The sequence below is a fragment of the Stenotrophomonas maltophilia genome (assembly GCF_001676385.1).
Classification (GTDB): Bacteria; Pseudomonadota; Gammaproteobacteria; order Xanthomonadales; family Xanthomonadaceae; genus Stenotrophomonas; species Stenotrophomonas maltophilia_J.
This window is the reverse complement of the sequence record NZ_LYVJ01000009.1, coordinates 203,914-226,898: the sequence shown is the minus strand read 5'-3', so window position 1 is coordinate 226,898 and position 22,985 is coordinate 203,914. Positions and strand designations below refer to the sequence as shown.

The following is a 22,985-nucleotide window of genomic DNA, read 5'->3' as shown; positions in this document are numbered from 1 at the left end:
ACCACGTGCTTTCAGCTGCAGTTGGAAGACGTGGATGGCCTGTGAAATTCTGCTCCAGGGCCGAATTCCGTAAGCGAGCTGTTCAGCACGCAGGAGCGCTTGCAGCGCCTTGCGTGCCTGCGCATTCATCAATCCCGCACGCAGCGGGAGGCAAGCCGGTTGCCCTGCGAGTGCGCCGGACCGAGCAAACGTTATGAAGAATTTACGCACGCTCGCTGGGCCGCCAATGGGCTTTTTACAGGGGGCGAACGGACAATTTCCGCATCGGCTGAATAGCCATCTGCGAGTTGTTGAATTTCATGTCCCTGCATCTTTTCCCAGGCCAGCGGCCGATGGCCGGCGCGATGGCCGTTCGCGCCCTGGCCGGGCTCGCGCTCTGCGCAGGCGCTGCGTTCCAGAGCCACGCCGCGACCTTCACCGGCACCGCTGCCCTTGCCAATGACTATGTGTGGCGGGGTTCCAGCCAGACCCAGGGCGACGCCGCCGTACAGGCCGGTTTCAAGGCCAGCGCCGGTCCAGGCTGGTATGCCTCGGTGTGGGGCTCCAATGTCGAGTTCGCACCCGAAACACATGCCAGCAGCGAACTGGATTTCGTCGCCGGCTGGTCGGGCGGCCTGGCCGACGACTGGGCACTGGATGTCAACCTGACCCATTACCGGTATCCCTCCACCACGGTGGATCTCAACTGGACCGAACTGAACAGCACCCTGACCTGGAAGCAGAACTACTGGCTGCAGGTCGCGTACTCGCCGGATGCGCTGGCGACCGGCGAGCGCGGTGTCTACGCGCAGCTGGGTGGCAGGTTGCCGGTCAGCGACACCGTGCGCCTCGAGGCGGCCGTTGGCCACTACTGGCTGGAGGAGGCCTACAACGAGCGCTACACCCACGGGCAGCTGAGCGGTATCTGGGCGTTCAAGGCGCCGTTCGAGCTGCGCGTGACCGCGCATGCCACCGACTCGGCGGCCAAGCGCCTGTTCCCGGATCAGGCCGGTTCGCGCATCGAGGCTGCCCTGCAGGCCTCCTTCTGAGCTGAACCACGGCGCCGCGCTGCCATCACCGCGCCCCTGCCATCGGGGATGCCGGTGCTGGCGCGCCGGTGCCTTTGATCCATCAACCACCAGGTGGGACATCCCATGTTCGAGTTCCTTTCCGTGTTTGCGCTGGCCCTGCTGCTGGGCTGGCCCCTTGGCCGCTATCTGGCGGCCGTCATGCGTGGCAACCCCATGCGGGGTGACCGCTTCTTCGGCCTGATCGAGCGGCCGCTCTACCGCATCCTGGGTGTCACGCCCGGCCAGGGCATGGGCTGGAGGCAGTACGTCACCGCGTTCCTGGCCAGCAACCTGGTCCTGGCGGTGCTGGTCCTTGGCATCTTCATGACCCAGGCCTGGTTGCCGCTCAATCCCAACCATGCGCCGAACATGCGTTGGGACCTGGCGCTGCACACCATGGTCTCGTTCCTGACCAACACCAACCAGCAGCACTACTCCGGGCAGGCGCAGCTGTCGTACTTCGCGCAGATGACCGGCATTGTCGGCCTGCAGGTGGTCACTCCCATGATGGGCCTGGCGCTGGTCGCAGCTACCCTGCGCGGGCTGTTCGGTGGCCGTACCCGTGCGGCCGGCGCGGATGCGCAGCCGGCTGTGGAGGCCGGGCATGCGCGGGACGAGCCCGACCTGGGCAATTACTGGGCCGACGTCATCCGTCCGGGCGTGCGCCTGATGCTGCCGCTGTGCCTGCTGTGGTCGCTGCTGCTGACCTGGCAGGGCGTGCCGTCCACGCTGGATGGTGGGCCGGTGGCCACGCCGATCGATGCGTCGGCGGGCCTGGCTGAACAGAAGATCCCGCTGGGCCCGGTGGCGCCGATGGTCGCAGCCAAGCAGCTCGGCACCAACGGGGGTGGCTGGTATGGCCCCAACAGCAGCGTGCCGCTGGAAAACCCGACCGCCCTGTCGAACCTGCTGGAAACACTGGCACTGATCCTGATACCGGTCAGTGTCGCCTTCATGGTCGGTAGTTTCACCGGGCGTCGCCGTTTCACCGCCCTGGTGGTGGGCACGATGCTGTCGATGTCGCTGGTATCGGCAGGTGTCGCGCTCTGGTCTGAATCGCTTTCCTCCACCTCCACCGACATTGCGTTGATGGAGGGCAAGGAGGTCCGTTTCGGTGCCGAACCGTCGGCGCTGTGGGCTGCATTGACCACGCAGACATCGAACGGCTCGGTCAACGCCATGCACGACTCGGTTGCGCCGCTGACCGGCCTGGTGACCCTTGGCAACATGCTGGTCAATGCCATCTGGGGCGGAATCGGTTGTGGCCTGCAGCAGTTCATCGTGTACCTGCTGCTGAGCGTGTTCCTCGCCGGCCTGATGACCGGCCGCACGCCCGAACTGTTCGGCCGCAAGATCGAAGCGCCGGAAGTGAAGCTGCTGGCGGTGCTGGTGCTGCTGCAGCCGCTGGTGCTGCTCTCGCTTACCGCCATCACCCTGGCCGTGCCCAGCCTGACCGGCAATTCCAATCCTTCCTTCCACGGTATCAGCCAGGTCTTCTATGAATTCACCTCGGCATTCGCCAACAACGGCTCCGGTTTCGAGGGGCTGGGCGACGCAACGTACTGGTGGAACCTGACCTGTTCGATGGTGCTGGCGCTGGGGCGCTACCCGGCGCTGATCATCCCGCTGGTCATCGCGGCGAGGCTCGCGCGCAAGCGCGCCGTGCCCGAAAGCGCCGGCACGCTGCATGTCGAGACGCCCACCTTCGCGCTCACGCTGATCGCCGTGGTGGTCATCCTGACCCTGCTCCAGTTCATGCCGGTTCTGGTTCTGGGCCCCGTCGCCGATCACCTGGCGCTCAAGGCCTTCTGAGGATTTCCCAATGAATGACACTTCGCTTCACAAGGCGCAGCCTGCCGGCCGTCCTGCATTGCTTGATGCGGCCGGGTTCAAGGCCGCGGTCATCGCGTCTTTCGCCAAGCTCTCGCCCGGCCACGCCTTCCGCAACCCGGTGATGGCGGTGGTCTGGCTGGGCACGCTGCTGGCTGCCGGCCTGACCCTTGCCGGCAAGGCGGCGCCCGCCACTGGTTGGACGGTGACGCTGCTGTTGCTGATCACGGTGCTGTTCGCCAACTTTGCAGAGGCCGTCGCCGAGGCACGAGGCCGCGGACAGGCCGCGTCACTGCGGCGCGCGCGCAAGGACCTGGTGGCACGCAGGCTTGCCGATGCCGGCGCGCTGTCCAATGCAGTGTCCGTGCCTGCTGCCGAGCTGCGGCCGGATGACCTGGTCGTGGTTTCTGCCGGGGAGATCGTTCCCGCCGACGGCGAGATCATCCGTGGCCTGGCCACCATCAACGAATCGGCTGTCACGGGTGAATCAGCGCCGGTGCTGCGCGAGGCGGGCACCGACCGGTCCGGCGTGATCGGCGGTACCAAGGTGCTCTCCGATGAAATCGTGGTGCGCGTGACCGCCGAACCGGGCCACAGCTTCCTGGACCGCATGATCTCGCTGGTGGAGGGTGCAAACCGCCAGAAGACGCCCAATGAGGTCGCGCTGGGCCTGCTGCTGGTCACCATGACGCTCACCTTCCTGATCGTGGTGCTGACGCTGCCGTCGATTGCCGGTTTCGTGGGCATCACCCTGGACCCGTTGTTGCTGGTGGCGCTGCTGGTATGCCTGATTCCGACCACCATCGGTGGCCTGCTGCCGGCCATCGGCATTGCCGGCATGAACCGCGCGCTGTCGTCCAACGTGCTGGCCAAGTCCGGCAAGGCCGTGGAAGTGGCCGGCGACGTCGATGTGCTGCTGCTGGACAAGACCGGCACCATCACCCACGGCGATCGCCAGGCCACTGCCTTCCACCCGCTTGCCGGCGTGGACATGGAGCGCCTGCGCGACGCGGCCCTGCTTTCCTCGCTGGCCGATCCAACCCCGGAGGGCAAGTCGATCGTAAAGCTGGCGCGGCAACCCAATACCCCCATCGAAGAGCCGGAGCACGCGCATTTCGTGCCGTTCAGCGCGCACACGCGCATGTCCGGTGTCGACCTGCCCCTGGCCGGCGGGCAGGTGCGGGCCATCCGCAAGGGCGCGCTGGATGCCATGGTGAAGTACGCGCAGTCGCTGGGCACGGAGGCCTCGCCGGAGCTGACGGCGCGCGTGGAGCAGGTCGCTCGCAATGGCGCCACGCCTCTGGTAGTGGCCGATGGCCGCCACCTGCTGGGCGTGATCGAGCTGTCCGACGTGGTCAAGCACGGCATCAAGGAAAAGTTCGCGCAGCTGCGGGCGATGGGCATCAGGACGGTGATGATCACCGGCGACAACCCGCTGACCGCCGCGGCCATCGCCGCCGAAGCCGGCGTGGATGACTACATTGCCGAAGCGCGACCGGAGGACAAGCTGGCGCGCATCCGCCAGGAGCAGGCATCGGGCCGCCTGGTGGCGATGGTGGGTGACGGTACCAACGATGCGCCGGCGCTGGCGCAGGCCGACGTTGGCCTGGCGATGAATTCAGGAACGCAGGCGGCCAAGGAGGCCGGCAACATGGTCGATCTGGATTCGGATCCGGCCAAGCTGCTGCAGGTGGTGGAAGTGGGCAAGCAGCAGCTCATCACCCGTGGCGCACTGACCACGTTCTCGCTGGCCAATGATGTCTCCAAGTACTTCGCGATCCTGCCGGCGATGTTCGCGGCGGTGCCGTCGATGGCAGCGCTGAACGTAATGCATCTGTCCAGCCCGACCAACGCCGTGGTGGCCGCGCTGATCTTCAACGCCATCATCATTCCCATCCTGATCCCGCTGGCCCTGCGCGGCGTTCGTTTCCGCGCCGCCAGTGCCACCGCGCTGCTGCGCCGCAATGTGCTGGTCTACGGCCTGGGCGGCGTGCTGCTGCCGTTCCCCGCCATCAAACTGATCGACATGGCGCTGGCTGCGCTGTTCGGTGCCTGAGGACATTCCATGAACACTTTCATTGAACCTACCGGAAACAACCTGCGTTCGCGCAGCAGCGTGTGGCGCGCGTCGATCGGCCTTGCGGCCACCTCGCTGCTGGGGTTTGGCCTGGCCTATTCGCTCGCCGCCACCCAGCTTGGCACGCTGCTCTTCGCCGATGCTGCAGGCGGCAGCCTGGTCGAGCGCGATGGCCACGTCGTCGGTTCGTCGCTGGTCGCGCAGCCATTCGCCGACCTTCGCTACTTCCAGCCACGACCATCGGCGGCGGCGTACGACGTGATGGCCCTGGCCGGTAGCAACCAGGCCAGGAGCAACCCCGACCTGCGCAAGCGCCTGGACGACGCCAGGGCCGCCGTGGCGGCCCGCGAAGGCGTCGCCCTGGACGCGGTCCCCAGTGACCTGGTGACACAGTCGGGCGGCGGCATCGATCCGCACATTTCGCCTGCCGCGGCGCGCATCCAGGTGCAGCGCGTGGCGAAGGCGAGGGGCATGGATCCGTCGGTGGTGAGCAGGCTGCTGGCCGAGCACACCGAAGGCCCGCGCTTCGGGCTGTACGGCGCGGCGCGCGTGAACGTGCTGGAACTCAATCTGGCGCTGGACCGGGCATCGTCATCGGCGCGGGCGAAGTGATCCTGCGGCATGGTTAAGGGCAGGCACGCTCGCGGGCAAGCAGCAGCGCTAGGAGTGGGCCTTACACCATAGTTGGCGCAGCAACTGAATTCATGGTTTGTGCAGATCGGAGGGAATTAGGCAAGCGCCAAGGCTTACGGCGGCCACGATGGCGACGGTGATGGCGTGTGCCGCGTTGGTGTGCCGCTTGGTCAGTTTCATTTCCACTCCCTCCTTCGTCTGGGGAAGCTGGAAGGCACTCGTGCATCGGCCCGCCTGCCGTGTGCCTTTTCAGAACAATGTACTCATCAGCATGGAGCGGATTTCATCGAAGTGTCGGCATCGCGTCGCCGCCAGCACACGCAGGCCGCCATCGGCTGGCTTCAAGCAACACCACGGCGTCGCCGGGGCGCACATCCAGCAGCGTGGCGATGGCCCTGGTCCTGTCTGGCGCACGGGAAACATAGTCGCGGGCAATGCGGTAGCCGATCCAGTATCCGAGATCTCCGCGTCGTGCTTCATCGCCGGGGCCGTTGTACAACCACTGCGAAAGATCAGTGCCTGCGCTGTTCTGCAGGAAGGTGCGCTCCAGCACGCACTCGCGGCCCTGCGCCCAACGACGCAGATGCGCGTTGGCCGGTTGACCGGAGATCATCTCGCCCACGTACTCGGCGCCGCCTTCAAGCAACGCCTGATAGAGCAGCGTGGGTTGCCCGACCTCCACGCGTGCACCTGGCTGTTGCACGTGCACGTACTCATGGGCAATAAGGTGCACGAAACGGTCGCCGGCATCGGGCTGCATCCAATCGGCGTTGCACAGCGCTTCCAGTCCAATCACCACGCCATCCTCGGTGGTAACGCCGCCGCTGTTTCCCCGGCCGACCGGTACGGTGACCGGAGGAAAGCGTGCCGATGGAAGCAGAGTGCCCAACCGAACGAGTGCTTCGCCAACCCGATCGCGGATCTCCGGCAATGCCGCCGCACAGGTTCTTGCTTTCGCAAACAATGCCGGCTTGTCCTGGATAGCCTTGGCCAACCGCTCCATTGAGCCGATACGGCTGTCGGTGAAGCTGCGCAGGGCATCCGTACCCGCATCCAGATAACCGTGTTGCAGATCTTCGGTACTCGGCTTCCCACCGCTGGCATCCAGCACCTGGAAGAAACGCGTGACATCGTCTGTCTGCATGACGATGTGCCTGGCAGGAACGACGCGCTCAGCCGCCTGCGCCTGCAGCAGCGCAACCGGTGAGGCGACCAGGATCAGCACCCGCATCAAGCGTCGAGCGAGGTGCGGGCAAGAAGCCGACTGCAATGCCATGCGGAGTTCCCTGAATGGTAGCCTTATTTATACACCAGTCAGTTCAATATTCAGGGCCGATTAGACCCCCTGACGGATAATTCACACCTGTCGACCGCCTCTTCTCTCTCCCCCTCCCGGGAGGCGGCCGGCAAAACCAAAATAATTAAAGGTGTGTCCCGATGAACAAGAATTCGCTGCTTGCCCTGGGTCTCCTGGCTGCCCTGCCGTTCGCTGCATCGGCAACCGACGGCCTGTCGTACAACTACGTTGAAGGCGGCTACGTGAACACCGACGCCAAGGGCGGCGACGCCGACGGTTGGAAGGTGAAGGGTTCCGTGGCGGTGCATCCGAACTTCCACATCTTCGGCGACTACAGCGCGCAGGAGACCGATACGTTCAAGAATGACGTCGACCAGTGGCGCATCGGTGCCGGTTACAACTACGGCGTCGCACCGAATACCGATCTGGTGGCCCGTGTTGCCTACCAGAAGTTTGACATGAAGCACGGCCTGGACTTCAACGGTTACTCCACTGAAGTGGGCGTGCGCACTGCGTTCAATCCCTACGTGGAAGGCTACGTGATGGCCGGGTACGAGGATTACAGCAAGAAGCATGGCATCAACCCGGACGGTGAGTTCTATGGCCGCGTCGGCGCCACCGCCAAGTTCAACCCGAACTGGGGCCTGAGTGGCGAAGTGAAGCTGGCCAAGGCCGGTGACCGCGAGTGGTTCGTGGGCCCGCGCTTCACCTGGTAACAAGCGCCTGTCGTTAGAGCGTGTTGTGCTGGCGTGTGACTCTCTCTCTCCCGCACGCCAACCGAAGCCCGGCCTCGCGCCGGGCTTCTTCTTTTCCGGCGCCATGCGGCGTGATCCGTACTGAGAACCGCTCCATTGCGACCGGCCGTGTTCGGCTATGATCGCCGGCACATCGCCACAGGCGATGCACCCGCCTAGAGCCCGCAGGAACACCGTGAACACCCAGCCCGCCCAGATCACCGCCGTCAACCACACGCTCGACAACGAGCCGCAGCAGATCACCGCGCCACTGACCCACTCGGCGGCATTCCTGGTGCTGAAGGTGAAGGATGACGAGGCCTCGATCGCCAGGGCGCGCGAGGTGCTGGCCAGCACCGACGACCTGATCAAGAACACCGCCATCCGCGAGATCGAGCGCACCTTCACCTGCAACGTGGCCATCGGCCACCGCGTGTGGCGGCCGCTGGTGGGGACCACGCCGCCGCGCGAGCTGAAGCCGTTCCGCGAGATCAAGGGCGCCGCCCACACTGCAGTATCCACGCCGGGGGACCTGCTGTATCACATCCGCGCGCGCACCATGGACCTGATCGTTGCGTTCGAGCGCAACCTGCTGCTGGCCTTCGGCGATGCGGTGGAAGCGGTCGATGATGTGGCCGGATTCCGCTATTTCGATGGTCGCGACCTGCTCGACTTCGTCGATGGCACCGCCAACCCGGAAGGGTTGGCGCTGCCGGACGCCACGATCGTGGGTGAGGAAGACCCGGAGCATGCCGGCGGCAGTTACGTGGTGGTGCAGAAGTACCTGCACAACCTTGATGCCTGGCGCGCGCAGAAGACCGAAGCGCAGGAAGCGATCATCGGCCGCACCAAGCATGACAACATCGAGCTGGACGACGCGCCGGCCGACGCGCAGAAGTCGCACAAGACGCTGTGCACCATCGAGGACGCCGAGGGCGAGCACGAGATCCTGCGCGACAACATGCCGTTCGCCATCCCGGGGCGCGGCGAGTACGGTACCTATTTCATCGGCTACACGCGCCGGCTATGGGTGATCGAGAAGATGCTCGAACGCATGTTCATCGGTGATCCGGCGCCCCTGCATGATCGCATCCTCGATTTTTCCACCGCCGTGACCGGCGTGACCTTCTTCGCGCCGTCGCGCACGGTGCTGGCCGAGCTGGGCCGGTAGGCCCTCAACGCGCGGCTGCAACCTGCGGCTCGCGTGCTGCCGCGGTCCATGCACGCAGGCCGAACACGGCCAACCCGAGGAAGAACACATACAGCGCAGCGGTCACGTGCAGCGACTTGAACAGATAGGCGCCGACGTAGACCACGTCCACTGCGATCCACATCCACCAGCACGCCACGTGGCGGCGTGCCTGCCACCACTGCCCGACCAGGCTCAGTGCGGTCAGCATCGCGTCCAGCCATGGCAGCGCAGCATCGGTGAAAGCGTGCATGCCCGCGCCCAGAGCCACGCCACCGCACAGGCCGATGGCCAGGTCGCGCAGCAGCTTGCCGCGCGCCAATGGCACGATGCGGACGCTGCCTTCATCCGCTGCGTGCTGCCGCCAGTTGAGCCAGCCGTAGACCAGGAAACCCCCGAAGGCGACCTGCAGCAGGGTGTCCGAGTACAGCCTGGCCTCGGCGAACACCAGCCCGTACAACGTCACCGACAGCAGGCCCACCGGCCACGCCACCAGCCGGCGACGGGCCATCAGCCAGACGCCAAGCACGCTGCACAGCGCCGCGGCCCACTCGAGCACGGCGCCGCTCACAACGCGAACGTCACCGACAGGCGAGCCTGCCGTGGCGCACCCGGGAACAGATAATAGTCACCGCCGCTGCTGCCGGTATCGCGCCAGTAGAAGCGGTTGAACACGTTGTCCACCGACAGGTTCCAGGTCACCGCGCGCTCGTGCAGGCGATGCTGGAAACGCAGGCCAGCGTCGAACACCGAGTAGTCCGGCGCGCGCACGCCACCGTCGGCGCGGGCGACATTGGCGCCGGCATAGCGCCACCCACCGGTCACATCCAGGCCCTGCGCGAACGGCAGCGCATAGGCCAGGTGCACGCTGGCGCGCACCTTCGGCACGTTCACCAGCTGGTGGCCTTCATGGGCCGGCGTGCCGGTGCCGCGCGCGCGTGCCTGCAGCACGCTGGCGCTGGCAACGATCTGCAGTGCATCGGTCAGCTGCCCATTGGCGGTCAATTCCAGGCCGGTGTGGGCCTGCGTGCCTTCCTCGACGAAGGTGTAGCCGGCATCGCTGCTGTCCGGCTTTGCGTATTGGTACGGCTGCGAAATGCGGAACACGGCCGCGCCCAGGGTCAGCGCCTCGACTGGCACGTACTTCACCCCCACTTCCAGTTGCCGCGACTGCACCGAGGGCAGGAAGGTGTCGGCGTTGCTGGTCCAGAATGGTGCCTCCTGGCCCAGCGAAATGCCGCGCACATAGCTGGCATAGGCGTTGAGCTGGTCGGTGGCCTTCCACACCACGGCGGTCTGCGGCAGGAAGCGCGACAGGCGGCTGTGCCGCTGCGGGGTGCCACGCTTGTCGTAGGCGCGCTCGTCCAGGCGCACGAAGCGTCCGCCGGCCAGCCACTGCCAGTCATCGCCGAAGCTCATCCGGTCCAGCGCGAAGATCGCGGTCTGGCGGCTGTCCAGGCGCCGGGCAGACGGCCCCGGCATCTCCGGCGACGGCTCGAACGCCGGCACCTGCGCGTCGTGGAAATTGGTGGTGCCAACGTACTCGTTGACGCTCGGGCGCCTGTCCACGGTGCGGCGGAAGTGGTCGGCACCGACGGTCAACTGGTGGCCGACGCGGCCGGTCTCGAGGCGGCCCCGCAGCTCGGCACGCGCCTGCTGGTTGCGGCGGGTGTCGTCCGGGCTGCGGTAGTCGTAGACATCGTAGTCGCCGTTGGGCGCGAAGTAATTGCCTGGCACGCTGCCATCGGCGCATTGCGTGGCGTAATAACACCCATAGGCGAAGGCGACGTTGTCATCGATCACCGAACGGCTGTAGCCGACCGAGACGCGTGACTGCCAGGCCTCACTGAAATCGTAGGTGTGCAGCGCGGTGATGTTGGTGCTGGCGATATCCACCGGGCGCTGCCAAGGCTGGTAGCCGAGCAGGTGCTCGCGATCAACGCCGCGCGGCAGCTCACGCGCGCCAAGCAGCTGGTAGCCCGATACCGAGCGCTGCGAGCTGGTCTGGTAGTTGGCATCCACTTCCAGCTTGCCGCGCTCGCCGATCAGCCAGTCGGCGGCCAACGAATAGAAGTTGCGGCGGCCATCGGCGTGCTCGACATAGGAATGGCTGGAATCCCATGCGGCGTTCAGGCGTACGCCGAATCGCGGGGTGATCCAGTGTCCGGCATCGACGGCGATGTAGCGCGAGCCTTCCGAGTCGGTCCCGAGCGTGGCGGTGCGCACTTCGGCAGGGCGCTTGCCGATGTAGTTGATGATGCCGCCCGGCGCCATCACGCCCGCGGCCAGGCCGGCTTCGCCCTTGAGGATTTCCACCGATTGCACGTTCTCCAGTGCCAGGCGCTGTTCGCCGGCGATGGACAGGCCGTTGAAGCGGTAGCCCGTGGCGGCGTCCAGCGCGAAGCCACGGATGGCGATGTTCTGGTAGTAGCCCACCGGCGCATACGCATCGCCCAGCGCGGCGTCGTTGCTGGCCAGTTCGGACAGCGAACGCACCTGGCGGCGGTCGAGGTAGTCGCGCTCGAGCACGTTCACCGAGGCCGGCGTGTCCTTCCAGCTGCCGCCACCGAAGGCGTTGACGCGGGAGGTGTCCGCCTTGGGTCTGCCGGCCTGCACGCGCACGGCCGCCAGTTCGGTCGGCGAGCGCTCGGCGCCGGTGGCAGCCGCATCGGTGGACGCATCGGCTTCGCTGGCGTGCAGCGGCAACGCGGCGCAGAGGGCAAGGGAGAGCAGGGTGGGGCGCAGGCAGCGGTTCATTCGGTTCGTCTTCGGACAACAAGGGAGACGAAGCGACGGCGCGCAGCTGCACCGGCCCGCAACGGGGGGTGTGGCTGTGGCTCAAAGCTCCCTACGCCGGTGCAAACCGGATCAGGTTCCAAGGGACTCTCTCAGCCTGGCAGATCCAGGCACCCCCGCTTCAGGTGGTCATTTCACTACAAATGGTATGGATTTGCGAGCGGGCGCCCTTCAGGCTGCGACCCGCTGCGGGGTCGGATCCCTTTCCGGGGGCCCGGCTGGCCCCAACCGCGTGCCCCCGGGGTCACGCGGCGGCGTGCAGGGCCTGCAGCAACGCCTGGCCGGGTGCCCTGCGGAACCAGGCCGGATGCCCGAGCATGAAGGGTTGCCAGGCCACGTCGGCATTCGCGGTCGAGCCCGTGATGCCCTCGAAATACTCCACTTCGGACAGCGCGAAGTCGAAATGGACCATGGGCAGCAGGTCGGCCATCAGGTGCACGCGCGCGGCTGGCAGCGGCAGCACCCGGCGATAGCCGTCGAGCAGGGCCAGCGCGGTATCGATGTGCACCGCCTCCATCCCGCGCTCCAGTTCCAGCCACGCCACTGCGTTGCGCTCGATCGCGGTGGCGAGATCGAACACGGCGCTGGTGGGCGAGGCAAGGCCGAAATCCAGCACCGTGCTGACCTGCCCGGCCTGCCACAGCAGGTTGGAGGCGTGCCAGTCGTTGTGCGCCCACAGCCGCGGTTCCCCGCGCAGGCGCGCGGCCAGGCCGGCGTGCCAGGGGAGTACGTCGCGCTGAAGCTGTGCTTCCCACGGAATGCGGGCGAGATAGCGCGCCAGGCCCGGCCGCTTCGGCAGATCCGCCTTGATCGCTGCGATCGGATCGTCGGCACGGATCAGGTCGTCGCGTGCCACCAGCACGTGGGTACTGCGCTGCGGCGCGTCGTAGCTGGCAGCCGCCTGATGCAACCGCGCCAGCATGCGGCCGGCTTCGCGTGCCTGCGCCACATCGGTCAACGGCGTCCACGAAACCGCATCGCGGTACAGGTCATCGCCCGTGCCTACGGCATGCAGCTCAAAGGTCCATGGGCCATGCTCGAGCGCGGTGCGGCCATCGGCTGCGGCCAGCACCTGCACCACCGGCAGGCCGGCGGTGGCGAGATGGGCGATGAAGCGGTGTTCTTCCTCCAGGCAGGCGGCGCTGCGCACGCTGTGGTGATGGCGCTTGATGAACACCGGGCCGTGCGTGCCGCCGGTGATGGCGGCGGCCGACAGCGGCCGCGGGCTGTGCCAGTGCGGTTGACCGTGCCCGTCCAGTTGCGGGTAGTGCTGCCGCAGCCAGGCGATGTCCTGCGGGCCGACCGGCGGCCAGTCGGCGGCGACCTCATCGTTGTTGAGGCCCTGCACGCGATGAGGGGAAGAGGTCATGCTGCGGCCCGTGGGAAATGTCACGTTCAAGGCTGCGCATTCAACGCCATGACCGCAGCCAACGCAAACGGGCGGGTCATGGACCCGCCCGTCGTCACGCTGGCGGCGATGATGCCGCCGAGGCGATCACCAGCCGCGATGGCGGCCGCGATCGTGGGAGTAGTAGCGATTGTCGTAGTAGCGCTCGCGCTGCCAGCGGCGGTCATCGCCCCGATCGTAGTAGCCGCTGCGGTAGTAGCCGCGATCATAGCGGTCACCGTAGTAACGGTTGTCGTAGTAGCGACGGTCGCGGCGGTCGGACGTCGTCAGATTGCCGATCGCGCCGCCGGCCACGGCGCCACCGACGGTCGCGGCAGGATCGCCGTTGGAGATCAGGTGGCCTGCCACGCCGCCGACCACGGCACCGACCAGGGTGCGCTTGTCCTTCCTCGACATCGCGCTGGCATCAGTGGCCACGGCCACGCCGGCCACCAGTGCCAGGGCCATTGCCAGGCCGCGGAAGCTGAGTGTGGAAGTACTGGGCATGTTCGGTTCTCCTGTAAGGTGCATGCCACGCGGGGCATGGGCGGACGCGGGGGCATCCGGCTGCCGTGGACCATGCTGGCGTTCCGGGATTGCCGGAACATTGCCTGGCCGGTCCTGCGGCGTGCGCATTCATCTAGCGGCAGCGGCCATGAAGGCGGCCTGAAAGTTCAACGACCGGATGGGCAGGGTTCAGATTTTCCCGTCGCGCAGGTAGTCGAACAGTTCTGCGTCGCCCTTCAGTCCCAGCTTCAGCATGGCGTCGCCCTTCTGCCGGCTGATGGTGCTGACGCTCTTGTGCAGCTGCTGCGAGATCTCCTTTACCGTCATGCCGGTGCCGAGCAGGCGCAGCACCTCCACTTCACGCGGCGACAGTGGCTTGCCATCGCCCTCGCTCATGCGCCACCCGCCGGCCGCTTCGACCCGCTCGCGCAGGCTGCGGCTGATATAGGGCTGGCCCCGGTACACCGACTGGATGGCCTGCGGCAGCTCGTCCATCGATGAGCTTTTGTCGACCAGGCCGAGCACGCCGCTGTCGAGCACCATGCGCAGGATCGCCAGGTTGTTGGAGACACTCAGCATCAGCACGGGCAGGTCGGGGTAGCGGCGGCGGATCATCCCGATCATGGCGAAGCCATCTGCCTGTGGGCTGCCGGGCATGGAGTAATCGGTGACGAGCAGATCGCAGGGTTGGCTGCCGAGCAGGGTCATCAGCGCCTGCGCGCTGTCGGCTTCGCCAACGACGCGGCCTGCCCCGCTCGATTCGATGACGGCGCGGGTGCCGATACGGACCACCGGGTGATCGTCTGCGATGATGATGCGCAAGCTCATGCTCTAGTATGGCCACGGGGCAGGCTGGGCCGCGACCGCCGCGGTCCCTGGCAGGATTCTAGGAGATTGACGCCGATGCGTAGCTGGGCTGTTCGCGCGATGGTCCTGCTGCTGGCCGTGCTGATGCCGCCCGCAGCATCGGCACAGGCCGCGCCCGGGCTGTTGCCGCTCAGCCCGCTGCAGCGCGAATACCTCGCCCTGCATCCGAGCATCGTCGTGGGCCAGTATGACAGCGGTTGGCCGCCCTTCGAGTCCCTCCAGGAAGGCAGGCAGGTCGGCTTGGGGCCGGATTATCTGTCGCTGCTGGCCCGTCAACTCGGCGTGAAAGTGGAGACCCGTCGCTACCCGGACTGGACATCCGTGCTGGATGCGGCATGCCGTGGCGAGATCGATGTAGTGATGAATGTCGGTCTGAGCGCCGACCGGACCCGGTGCATGGTCTATACCGCCGCCTACGGTGAAGCACCGCTGGCCCTGGTGGGGCGGCCGGGTGACCTGCGAGCTTCGGACATGCCGGATCTGGACGGGCTGCGGGTGGTGATCGAGCAGGACTTCCTGACCGGCCCGCAGGTGCGGGCTCGGTTCCCGCGGGCCCGACAGCTTGTCGCAAACAGCTCGTTGGCGGCGCTCCAGATGGTCAGAGACGACAAAGCCGACGTCTATATCGGCAACGCCTATGTCGCCACCGAACTCATCGCTGCCCACCGCCTGCAGGGCGTCGTGCTGCTGCGGCCCAGCGATCTGCCGCCCGAGCGCCTGCATTTCGGTGTTCCCCACAGCAAGCAGCCCTTGGCCGAAGCGCTGGACCTGGCCCTGGCCGCGACCAGCCAGGCCCAGCGGGACGCGCTGGCAACGCGCTGGCTGCCACCGCCGAGGTGGTCAGCGTCGGCGCAGCTGGCACTGAGCCAGGCCGAGAAGCGGGTACTGGAGCAGCCGCTGAAGATCGGCTTTGCCCCCAACGCGGCGCCGCTGTCGTTTGCCGACGCCGATGGCCGGCCCAGCGGCCTGGCCAGCGAGTACCTGCGACGGTTGATGCAGGCCGGCGCCAACCTGCACCCGGAAAACAGCCACGACTGGTACGAGGTGCGCGAGAAGGCCCGCCGCGGTGAACTGCAGGCGGTGATGGGCATTCCCGCCGACTCCCGTTACCTGGGCCCGGACTGGGTGTTCAGCCAACCCTTCATCAGCGTACCGAACGTGATCGTCAGCCGCCGCGACAGCCCGGCGCTGCTGGGGCTGTCGGACCTGCAGGGCAGGCGCGTGCTGCTGTCCGATCCGGAGCGCGTGCGCGACTACGTGCTGCAGCAGGCGCCGCAGGCGAGGATCATCGCCGCACGCAGCACGGAACAGGCCCTGCAGCGCCTGGTCCAGGGCGAGGCCGATGCGTACGTGGGCAATCTGGCACTGGTCGACCACATGCTGCGCAGCCGCTTCCCGGGGCACCTGCAGGTTGCCGCGCCGGCGGGCTTCAACGACCAGCTGGTGCTGGCCGTCGACCGCCGCCATGCCGCGCTGGCCACGACGTTCGATCGCCTGCTGTTGCAGATGCCGCCCCGCAAGCACGAGGCACTGCGTGGCGACTGGCTGGCGGTGGAGTACCGCCGCGGCATCGACTGGAACAGCGCGCTGCGCTGGGGCGTTCCGGTGCTGATGGTGCTGCTCACCGCGTTGCTGGTCCACGGCGTCGGGCATTGGCGGCTGCGCCGTGAAGTGGCCGGGCGGCGCCATCTGGAACAACGCCTCGCCGAAGTCACCGACAATCTTCCCGCCGTGGTCTACCAGGCGCGTCGTGCAGCCGACGGCACGCTCAGTTTCCCGTTCATCGCCGGAGACCTCCAGGCGTTGTTCGGAATCACCCGGCAGCAGGCCGAGCAGGACGCGGGCAGCCTGCTGGAACGCGTCGAGAACGGTGATCGCGACCGCATCCTGCAGGCCGTCGAACAGGCGGCGCGGCAGTTCGCGCCGCTGAGCCTCGAATTCCGCCTGCGCGCCGACGGGGCGGAGGTGCGCTGGGTACGCAGCCAGGCCCACCCCTATGCGGCCGAGGCCGGCGCAGTGACCTGGAGCGGCTACTGGGTGGATGTCAGCGAGGCACGTGCGCAGGCCGATGCCTTGTCCGCGGCCAAGGCCGAGGCCGAGCAGGCGGCCGAGGCGAAGTCGCGCTTCCTGGCCACCATGAGCCACGAGATCCGCACCCCCATGAGTGGCGTGCTGGGCATGCTGGAAGTGCTGGCACATTCGCCGCTGGACGCCGAGCAGCAGCGCATCCTGGGGGTGATCGAGGATTCGGCGCAGATGCTGCGGCAGATCCTGGATGACATTCTCGACTATTCGCGCCTGGAGGCCGGCGCGCTGCGCCTGGAGCCGGTGCCGCAACCGCTGCGTCCATTGCTGGAAAGTGTCTGCACGCTGCTGTCGCCGCAGGCGAGCGCGCGCGGGCTGGCGCTGCACGTGCAGATCGATCCACAGCTGGCGTCGGCCCACGAAGTCGATGGGGTACGCCTGCGCCAGATCGTGTTCAACCTGCTCAGCAATGCCATCAAGTTCACCGCCCGTGGCGAAGTCCGCCTGCAGCTGGAGGTGACGGGACCGACCGCCGCCGATGGCAGCCAGCCGCTGTGCCTGAGCGTGACCGACACCGGCATGGGGATTGCGCCGGAACAGCTGCAGCATCTGTTCGCGCCGTTCACCCAGGCGGGCGCCTACATCCAGCGCGACCATGGCGGTACCGGCCTCGGACTGAGCATCTGCCAGCGCCTGGTGCAGATGATGGACGGCGAACTGGCGCTGCACAGCGTGCTGGGTGAAGGTACCCGCGCTGAGGTACGGCTGTCGCTGGTGGAGGCCGGCAGCGGCGATGTCGAAGCCCTGGTCGCCGAGCAGGACCAGCCAGCGCTGCTGCCGGCGGCATTGCGCCAGGCGCGGGTACTGGTGATCGAAGACCACCCGACCAACCAGGCGATGATGGCCTGGCGCCTGCAGCAGCTGGGCATACCGCATGTATTGGTGGGAGACGGCCAGCAGGGATTGGACCGGCTGTCGGTGGAGCACTTCGATCTGGTCATCACCGACTGCCGGATGCCGGTGCTTGATGGATTCGGCTTCACCCGCCTGCTGCGCGAGCGCGAGGGCCGCAACGGGCAGCCGCGGCTGCCGGTGCTGGCCTTGACCGCCAGCGTGCTGGACGACGATGCACGCCGGTGCCGGGAGGCCGGCATGGATGAAGTGCTGGCCAAGCCGCTGTCGCTGGCCGCCCTGCGCGCGGCCCTGCTGCGTTGGCTGCCGCAGGCGCAGGGGCACGGGTTCGACGCCTCGTTGCAGGAGGAGGCCGAGGACGCGGACGCCGCTGACATGTCGCTTGATCTGGCCACCCTGCAACAGCGCTGTGGTTCGCGTGCGGTCGCCGAGCAGCTGCGTGACAGTCTGCTGCAGGCCAGCGAGGCCGATCTGGCGGCCGTGCAGCATGCGATCGGCGCGGGAGACCGCACGGCGGCGGCCCTGCACCTGCACCGGCAAGCCGGTGGCCTGGGCGCGGTGGGCGCAACGGTGCTGGCCGGGCAGGCCAGTGCGCTGGTCGAGCGCCTGCACGATGCGGCCGAGACCGATCCGGCGGCGGTGTTCGCGGCGGTGGAGGCGTTCGTGGCACGGCTGCAGCGACAGCTGCAGCGCCTGGCTCACTGAGCCGACTGCTGCTGCAGGTAGGCGATCACCAGCGCACGGCGTTCGGCGCTGGGGAAGGCGTTGTACATGCGCGTGCCGGGCACCAGGTGGGTGGGCGACTGCAGGAAGGTATCCAGGGTCTGCGCGCTCCAGGTGAAGTCGGCGCGGCGCATGCCGTCGGAATAGCCGTAGTCGGGCAAGCTGCCAGCGCGACGACCGATCACGCCATGCAGGTTCGGCCCGAAGCGGTGGATGCCGCCGGGCTGCACGGTGTGGCAGCCGGCACACAGCTCGAACGCGCGCTGCATGGCCTGCTCCCGGGCCTGTTCCGGTGTGGCCGGTGCCGCTGGCGGGCGCTGGCAGGCCGTGGCAAGCAAGGCCACGGCAACAGTGATGAGCAGGCGGGAGGCACGCATGGGCGGGCAGGATAGCGGCGCGGCGGAACGGCCGGGCTGCGACACGCGGTCGCAGCCCGGGGGCGATCACATGCCCGAGTAGTTCGGGCCGCCGCCGCCCTGCGGGGTCACCCAGACGATGTTCTGGGTCGGGTCCTTGATGTCGCAGGTCTTGCAGTGCACGCAGTTCTGCGCGTTGATCTGCAGGCGCGCGCTGTCGGCTTCACCGACGAACTCGTACACGCCGGCCGGGCAGTAGCGCGCTTCCGGGCCGGCGTACTCGGCCAGGTTCACCTTCACCGGAATGCCCGGATCCTTCAGCGTCAGGTGGCTGGGCTGGTTCTCGTCGTGGTTGGTGCTGCTCAGGAACACCGAGCTGAGGCGGTCGAAGGTCAGCACCCCATCCGGCTTCGGGTAGGCGATGCGGGTGTGCTTGGCGGCCGGTTCCAGGCAGGCATGATCCGGCTGCGTGCGGTGCAGGGTCCACGGCGGGTTGCGCACGCCCAGCTTCGGCAGCAGCCACTGCTCGACGCCGGTCATCAGCGTGGCCACGGTCTGGCCCTTCTTGAACCACTGCTTGAAGTTCTTGGACTGCTGCAGTTCGGTGAACAGCCAGCTGGCTTCGAAGGCCTTCGGGTAGGCGCTCAGTTCATCGTGCTGGCGATCGGCGGCCAGCGCGTCGAAGGCGGCGTCGGCGCACAGCATGCCGGTCTTGATCGCGGCGTGGCTGCCCTTGATGCGGCTGGCGTTGAGGTAGCCGGCCTCGCAGCCGACCAGGGCACCGCCGGGGAACACGGTCTTCGGCAGCGAGAGCAGGCCACCGGCCGTGATCGCACGTGCGCCGTAACCGATGCGGGTGCCACCTTCCAGGTGCTTGCGGATCGACGGGTGGGTCTTGAAACGCTGGAATTCCTCGAACGGGCTCAGCCATGGGTTCTTGTAGTCCAGGCCGACCACGTAGCCGATGGCGACCTTGCCACCGTCGGCGTGGTACAGGAACGCGCCGCCGTAGGTGTCGCTGTCCAGCGGCCAGCCGGCCGCATGCACGACCAAGCCCGGCTCATGCTTGGCCGGGTCGATCTGCCACAGTTCCTTGATGCCGATGCCGTAGGCCTGCGGGTCCTTGCCTTCGTCCAGCTTGTAGCGGGCGATCAGCTGGCGGCCGAGGTGGCCGCGTGCGCCTTCGGCGAAGATCGTGTATTTCGCGTGCAGGGCCATGCCGCGCTCGAAGGCCGGGCCGATGCTGCCGTCCTTCTCGATGCCCATGTCGCCGGTGGCCACGCCGATCACTTCACCGTTGCCGCCGTACAGCACCTCGGCGGCGGCGAAGCCGGGGAAGATCGCCACTTCCAGTGCCTCGGCCTGCTGCGCCAGCCAGCGGGTCACTTCGCCCAGGCTGATGATGTAGTTGCCTTCGTTGTGGAAGCACTCCGGCAGCAGCGCGTTGGGCGTGCTGCGCGCGCCGGTTTCGCTGAGGAACAGGAATTCGTCACGGGTGACCTTCTGCTTCAGCGGTGCGCCGCGCTCGGCCCAGTCCGGGAACAGCTCGGTCAGCGCGCGCGGATCCATCACCGCACCAGACAGCACGTGCGCGCCCGGCTCGGAGCCTTTCTCCAGCACGCACACCGACAGTTCGCGGCCGGCTTCGATCGCGCGCTGGCGCAGGCGGATCGCGGTGGCCAGGCCGGCGGGGCCGGCGCCGACGATCACCACGTCGAACTCCATTACTTCACGCGGGGGCAGGGCGTTGGCTTCAGCGCTCATCGATTGCATGACTCGTGGGTAGGGCCGGCATCGGGGGCCACCGGCGGTGCCTGGGAATCGCGCGTGATGCCACGGGCGAAACGGTTGTTTGAATGTGTCAGGGTACCGGGCCGCGCGTGATCGAGCTAGATCGACGATGTTCACGTCCGGATTGCTGCAATGCAGCGTAGGGCCGCAGCTCTGGTGGGTGCCGACCTTGGCCGGCACGCTCTGCCCGGATGACCGACAATGACCGGGTCCTGACTGCGCGTGAGTGCCATGGCTTTGCATCCGTACGATCTTTTCGATGTCCGTTCCCTGCTCAACGAGGAGGAGCGCGCGGTGCAGGAAAGCGTCGCCCGCTTCACCAACGAGCGGGTGCTGCCGATCATCGGCGATGCCTTCGACCAGGCCCGTTTCCCCGCCGAGCTGGTGCCGGACATCGCCGCGCTGGGCCTGCTCGGCGCTACCCTGCCGGCCGAGTACGGCGGCGGCGGCCTGCGTGCGGTCAGCTATGGCCTGATCTGCCAGGAGCTGGAGCGCGGCGACTCCGGCCTGCGCAGTTTCGTCTCGGTGCAGAGCTCGCTGTGCATGTACCCGATCTACGCCTACGGCAGCGAGGAGCAGCGCCAGCAGTGGCTGCCGCCGATGGCGCGCGGCGAACTGATCGGCTGCTTCGGCCTGACCGAAGCGCACGGCGGTTCCGATCCGGCCAGCATGAAGACCCGTGCGGTGCGCGACGGCAGCGACTGGCGCATCAGCGGCAGCAAGATGTGGATCACCAGCGGCCCGGTGGCCGACCTGGCCATCGTCTGGGCGCAGACCGAGGACGGCATCCAGGGTTTCGTGCTGGAAAAGGGCATGGCCGGCTTCACCACGCAGGAGATCAAGCACAAGATGAGCCTGCGTGCCTCGCTCACTGGCGCGCTGTACTTCGATGACGTGCGCGTGCCCGACAGCCACCGGCTGCCGAACGTGAAGGGCCTGAAGGGACCGCTGGGCTGCCTCACCCAGGCCCGCTACGGCATCAGCTGGGGCCCGATCGGTGCCGCCATCGCCTGCCTGGATGAGGCGCTGGGCTATGCCAAGGAGCGCGTGCTGTTCGGCCGCCCGTTGGCGGCCACGCAGAGCGCGCAGATCAAGCTGGCCGAGATGGCCCGCCGCATCACCACCGCACAGCTGCTGGCGCTGCAGCTGGGCCGCCTGAAGGAAGCCGGCCAGCTGCAGCCGCAGCAGGTCAGCCTGGCCAAGTGGAACAACTGCCGCATGGCCATCGACATCGCCCGCGAGTGTCGCGACCTGCTCGGCGGCGCCGGCATCACCACCGAACACGTGGCGATCCGGCATGCGCTGAACCTGGAATCGGTGATCACCTATGAAGGCACCGAAACCGTGCACCAGCTGGTGATCGGCCGCGAACTGACCGGCATCAACGCGTTCTGAGTGCACCGGTAGTGCCGGCCGCTGGCCGGCATTGCCGGCTGGGGTGCACGCGCCCCGGGCAACGCGATGGCGCCCGCAACTGAGTGATCCAGGCGGAAGGCATCCACGCATGGCGTCGATCTACCGCGCGGCTGTTGGGTCCGCCTTGAAGCGAGCCGAGCACCGCAGGTCCGGCGGGGGCGAAGAGGCGCGGGTGTCTGAGCGCAGCGAGTTCCGCGCCGTCCCCCGGCGGGCCGAGGAGCGCAGGGCACCGGTGCGCAGCACCGGCTCGCGGATGGCGGCGCGTTTCTTTTGGTTACTTTTCTTTCCGCGCGGAAAGAAAAGTAACGCTCATGAACGCATGCGCCCGCCACAGCAACAATCAGGCAGAAGAGAGACGCGTGGCGCTACGCGCCGCCGGCAAACCCGTGCTGCCGCCACGCCTCGTACATCACCACGGCAACCGTGTTGGAAAGATTCAGGCTGCGGTTGCCCGGCCGCATCGGCAGGCGCAGGCGCCGGCCATCGGGCAGGGCATCGAGCACGTCCTGCGGCAGGCCACGGCTCTCCGGGCCGAACAGGAACGCATCGCCCTCTTCAAAGGCCACGCTGTCGTAGCGCACGCTGGCCCGGGTACTGAGCGCGAACAGCCGCTGGGGCGCGATCCTCGCCAGGGCGGTGTCCAGGTCGGGGTGCACCTGCAGGCGCGAATACTCGTGGTAGTCCAGCCCGGCGCGCTTGAGCTGCTTGTCTTCCAGTGCGAAGCCGAGCGGCTCGACCAGGTGCAGCTGCGCGCCGGTGTTGGCGCAGAGCCGGATCACATTGCCCGTGTTGGGCGGGATCTCCGGTTGGAACAGGATCACGTGGAACTGGGGTGCGGCATTCATCGGCGCAGTGTACCTGCGGCGACCGTCGCCTCGATGGCGCACGCCCCGCACGAGGCAGGGCGGCACCGGTTACGGGCGCAGCAGGACCTGGGCGGTTCCGCTGGCCAGGGCCTGCAGGTCGGCGGCGCTGGGGCGCACCTGCAGGGCCGGCAGGTTGACGATGACCGAGTTGGCGACGTTGGTGGCAGCAGCGGCCAGGGTGGCAGCGTAGCGCTCGGCTTCCAGTTCGGCGGCCAGCGCGACGCGCTGTTCCAGGCTCGGGCGCACCTCCACGGCGGCCAGGGTGGTGATCGGCAGCGCGGCGGCAGCCGGGGCGGCGGCGTAACCGCTGCGCTCGGCCAGCTGGTCGGCGCTCGGCCGCACTTCGACGGTGGCCAGGGTCGGGATGCCGCTGGCGCGTTCCCAGGCCTGCTGGGCCAGCTGGTCGGCGGCCGGGCGGACCTGCACGGTGGCCAGGGTCTTGATGGATTCGGAGGCCTGCACCGACGAAACAACCGCGGTGCCGGCGATCAGGGCGATGGCGATGGCAATGGTCTTGGCGTTCATGACGG

At 67.5% G+C, this 22,985-nt stretch carries 18 protein-coding genes and 1 riboswitch; of the genes, 8 read left to right on the top strand and 10 right to left on the bottom strand.

All coding sequences use genetic code 11. The features are described 5' to 3' along the window. The first annotated feature begins 299 nt into the window (after positions 1 to 299). The 4 genes from A9K58_RS13455 (at position 300) to kdpC (ending at position 5,568) form a co-directional block, all read left to right on the top strand. On the top strand, positions 300 to 1,028 hold the full coding sequence (locus A9K58_RS13455; RefSeq protein WP_065199798.1) for a TorF family putative porin: 729 nt from the start codon (positions 300 to 302) through the stop codon (positions 1,026 to 1,028). 105 nt (positions 1,029 to 1,133) lie between these two features. Continuing rightward, positions 1,134 to 2,861, top strand: coding sequence for a potassium-transporting ATPase subunit KdpA (gene kdpA / locus A9K58_RS13450; RefSeq protein WP_065199797.1), 1,728 nt, complete (start codon positions 1,134 to 1,136; stop codon positions 2,859 to 2,861). A 10-nt stretch (positions 2,862 to 2,871) separates the two neighbouring features. Then, positions 2,872 to 4,935 carry a potassium-transporting ATPase subunit KdpB gene (kdpB, locus tag A9K58_RS13445; RefSeq protein ID WP_065199796.1) on the top strand — a complete coding sequence of 688 codons (2,064 nt, stop codon included), beginning with the start codon at positions 2,872 to 2,874 and terminating at the stop codon, positions 4,933 to 4,935. 9 nt (positions 4,936 to 4,944) lie between these two features. Next, positions 4,945 to 5,568, top strand: a complete 624-nt coding sequence (gene kdpC / locus A9K58_RS13440) for a potassium-transporting ATPase subunit KdpC (RefSeq protein WP_065199795.1) — start codon at positions 4,945 to 4,947, stop codon at positions 5,566 to 5,568. Between the two features lie 304 nt (positions 5,569 to 5,872). Here kdpC and A9K58_RS13435 read toward each other — a convergent pair whose 3' ends face one another. Next, positions 5,873 to 6,820: a DUF2268 domain-containing putative Zn-dependent protease gene (locus A9K58_RS13435; protein WP_065199794.1), complete on the bottom strand. Its 948-nt coding sequence runs from the start codon at positions 6,818 to 6,820 to the stop codon at positions 5,873 to 5,875. 206 nt (positions 6,821 to 7,026) lie between these two features. On the opposite strand from A9K58_RS13435, the gene A9K58_RS13430 reads away from it, so the two are divergent. Together A9K58_RS13430 and A9K58_RS13425 are read left to right on the top strand one after the other, a co-directional pair. Continuing rightward, positions 7,027 to 7,602, top strand: a complete 576-nt coding sequence (locus tag A9K58_RS13430; RefSeq protein WP_065199793.1) for an OmpO family porin — start codon at positions 7,027 to 7,029, stop codon at positions 7,600 to 7,602. Between the two features lie 214 nt (positions 7,603 to 7,816). After that, positions 7,817 to 8,791, top strand: a complete 975-nt coding sequence (locus tag A9K58_RS13425) for a Dyp-type peroxidase (RefSeq protein WP_065199792.1) — start codon at positions 7,817 to 7,819, stop codon at positions 8,789 to 8,791. A gap of 4 nt (positions 8,792 to 8,795) precedes the next feature. On the opposite strand, the gene pnuC is transcribed toward A9K58_RS13425, so the two are convergent. From pnuC to A9K58_RS13400, 5 genes are all read right to left on the bottom strand, one after another. Further along, on the bottom strand, positions 8,796 to 9,368 hold the full coding sequence (gene pnuC, locus A9K58_RS13420) for a nicotinamide riboside transporter PnuC (RefSeq protein ID WP_065199818.1): 573 nt from the start codon (positions 9,366 to 9,368) through the stop codon (positions 8,796 to 8,798). Positions 9,369 to 9,376: 8 nt separating this feature from the next. Then, positions 9,377 to 11,566 carry a TonB-dependent receptor gene (locus A9K58_RS13415; RefSeq protein ID WP_065199791.1) on the bottom strand — a complete coding sequence of 730 codons (2,190 nt, stop codon included), beginning with the start codon at positions 11,564 to 11,566 and terminating at the stop codon, positions 9,377 to 9,379. 71 nt (positions 11,567 to 11,637) lie between these two features. Continuing rightward, positions 11,638 to 11,733: riboswitch (TPP riboswitch) on the bottom strand. Positions 11,734 to 11,849: 116 nt separating this feature from the next. After that, entirely contained in the window at positions 11,850 to 12,974 is a 1,125-nt protein-coding gene (locus tag A9K58_RS13410) for a phosphotransferase enzyme family protein (protein WP_065199790.1), read from the bottom strand. Between the two features lie 126 nt (positions 12,975 to 13,100). Further along, positions 13,101 to 13,499, bottom strand: a complete 399-nt coding sequence (locus A9K58_RS13405) for a glycine zipper 2TM domain-containing protein (protein ID WP_065199789.1) — start codon at positions 13,497 to 13,499, stop codon at positions 13,101 to 13,103. A gap of 189 nt (positions 13,500 to 13,688) precedes the next feature. Next, positions 13,689 to 14,327, bottom strand: coding sequence for a response regulator (locus A9K58_RS13400; protein ID WP_065199788.1), 639 nt, complete (start codon positions 14,325 to 14,327; stop codon positions 13,689 to 13,691). 75 nt (positions 14,328 to 14,402) lie between these two features. On the opposite strand from A9K58_RS13400, the gene A9K58_RS13395 reads away from it, so the two are divergent. Then, the gene (locus A9K58_RS13395) at positions 14,403 to 18,008 is read left to right on the top strand and encodes an ATP-binding protein (protein ID WP_065199787.1); all 3,606 of its coding nucleotides are present in this window, start codon (positions 14,403 to 14,405) and stop codon (positions 18,006 to 18,008) included. On the opposite strand, the gene A9K58_RS13390 is transcribed toward A9K58_RS13395, so the two are convergent. After that, positions 18,002 to 18,403 (bottom strand): c-type cytochrome, encoded by a 402-nt coding sequence (locus A9K58_RS13390; RefSeq protein ID WP_065199786.1) that lies wholly within the window; start codon positions 18,401 to 18,403, stop codon positions 18,002 to 18,004. The genes A9K58_RS13395 and A9K58_RS13390 overlap by 7 nt on opposite strands. Before the next feature lie 66 nt (positions 18,404 to 18,469). Further along, positions 18,470 to 20,146 (bottom strand): electron transfer flavoprotein-ubiquinone oxidoreductase, encoded by a 1,677-nt coding sequence (locus A9K58_RS13385; protein ID WP_065199785.1) that lies wholly within the window; start codon positions 20,144 to 20,146, stop codon positions 18,470 to 18,472. Between the two features lie 258 nt (positions 20,147 to 20,404). Here A9K58_RS13385 and A9K58_RS13380 point away from each other — a divergent pair, with 258 nt between their 5' ends. Further along, entirely contained in the window at positions 20,405 to 21,568 is a 1,164-nt protein-coding gene (locus tag A9K58_RS13380) for an acyl-CoA dehydrogenase family protein (RefSeq protein WP_065199784.1), read from the top strand. Between the two features lie 386 nt (positions 21,569 to 21,954). Here A9K58_RS13380 and A9K58_RS13375 read toward each other — a convergent pair whose 3' ends face one another. After that, complete coding sequence (locus A9K58_RS13375) at positions 21,955 to 22,434, bottom strand: tRNA (cytidine(34)-2'-O)-methyltransferase (RefSeq protein WP_065199783.1); 480 nt, start codon at positions 22,432 to 22,434, stop codon at positions 21,955 to 21,957. A gap of 69 nt (positions 22,435 to 22,503) precedes the next feature. Beyond that, positions 22,504 to 22,980: an XAC0231 family protein gene (locus A9K58_RS13370; protein WP_065199782.1), complete on the bottom strand. Its 477-nt coding sequence runs from the start codon at positions 22,978 to 22,980 to the stop codon at positions 22,504 to 22,506. Between the last annotated feature and the right edge of the window lie 5 nt (positions 22,981 to 22,985).

What these genes read in the sequence shown, in the direction of transcription:
- A9K58_RS13455 (WP_065199798.1), top strand. Translation starts at nt 300, where the DNA reads ATGTCCCTGCATCTTTTCCCAGGCCAGCGGCCGATGGCCGGCGCGATG.
- kdpA (WP_065199797.1), top strand. Translation starts at nt 1,134, where the DNA reads ATGTTCGAGTTCCTTTCCGTGTTTGCGCTGGCCCTGCTGCTGGGCTGG.
- kdpB (WP_065199796.1), top strand. Translation starts at nt 2,872, where the DNA reads ATGAATGACACTTCGCTTCACAAGGCGCAGCCTGCCGGCCGTCCTGCA.
- kdpC (WP_065199795.1), top strand. Translation starts at nt 4,945, where the DNA reads ATGAACACTTTCATTGAACCTACCGGAAACAACCTGCGTTCGCGCAGC.
- A9K58_RS13435 (WP_065199794.1), bottom strand. Translation starts at nt 6,820, where the DNA reads ATGCGGGTGCTGATCCTGGTCGCCTCACCGGTTGCGCTGCTGCAGGCG.
- A9K58_RS13430 (WP_065199793.1), top strand. Translation starts at nt 7,027, where the DNA reads ATGAACAAGAATTCGCTGCTTGCCCTGGGTCTCCTGGCTGCCCTGCCG.
- A9K58_RS13415 (WP_065199791.1), bottom strand. Translation starts at nt 11,566, where the DNA reads ATGAACCGCTGCCTGCGCCCCACCCTGCTCTCCCTTGCCCTCTGCGCC.
- A9K58_RS13410 (WP_065199790.1), bottom strand. Translation starts at nt 12,974, where the DNA reads ATGACCTCTTCCCCTCATCGCGTGCAGGGCCTCAACAACGATGAGGTC.
- A9K58_RS13405 (WP_065199789.1), bottom strand. Translation starts at nt 13,499, where the DNA reads ATGCCCAGTACTTCCACACTCAGCTTCCGCGGCCTGGCAATGGCCCTG.
- A9K58_RS13400 (WP_065199788.1), bottom strand. Translation starts at nt 14,327, where the DNA reads ATGAGCTTGCGCATCATCATCGCAGACGATCACCCGGTGGTCCGTATC.
- A9K58_RS13395 (WP_065199787.1), top strand. Translation starts at nt 14,403, where the DNA reads ATGCGTAGCTGGGCTGTTCGCGCGATGGTCCTGCTGCTGGCCGTGCTG.
- A9K58_RS13390 (WP_065199786.1), bottom strand. Translation starts at nt 18,403, where the DNA reads ATGCGTGCCTCCCGCCTGCTCATCACTGTTGCCGTGGCCTTGCTTGCC.
- A9K58_RS13385 (WP_065199785.1), bottom strand. Translation starts at nt 20,146, where the DNA reads ATGAGCGCTGAAGCCAACGCCCTGCCCCCGCGTGAAGTAATGGAGTTC.
- A9K58_RS13380 (WP_065199784.1), top strand. Translation starts at nt 20,405, where the DNA reads ATGGCTTTGCATCCGTACGATCTTTTCGATGTCCGTTCCCTGCTCAAC.
- A9K58_RS13375 (WP_065199783.1), bottom strand. Translation starts at nt 22,434, where the DNA reads ATGAATGCCGCACCCCAGTTCCACGTGATCCTGTTCCAACCGGAGATC.
- A9K58_RS13370 (WP_065199782.1), bottom strand. Translation starts at nt 22,980, where the DNA reads ATGAACGCCAAGACCATTGCCATCGCCATCGCCCTGATCGCCGGCACC.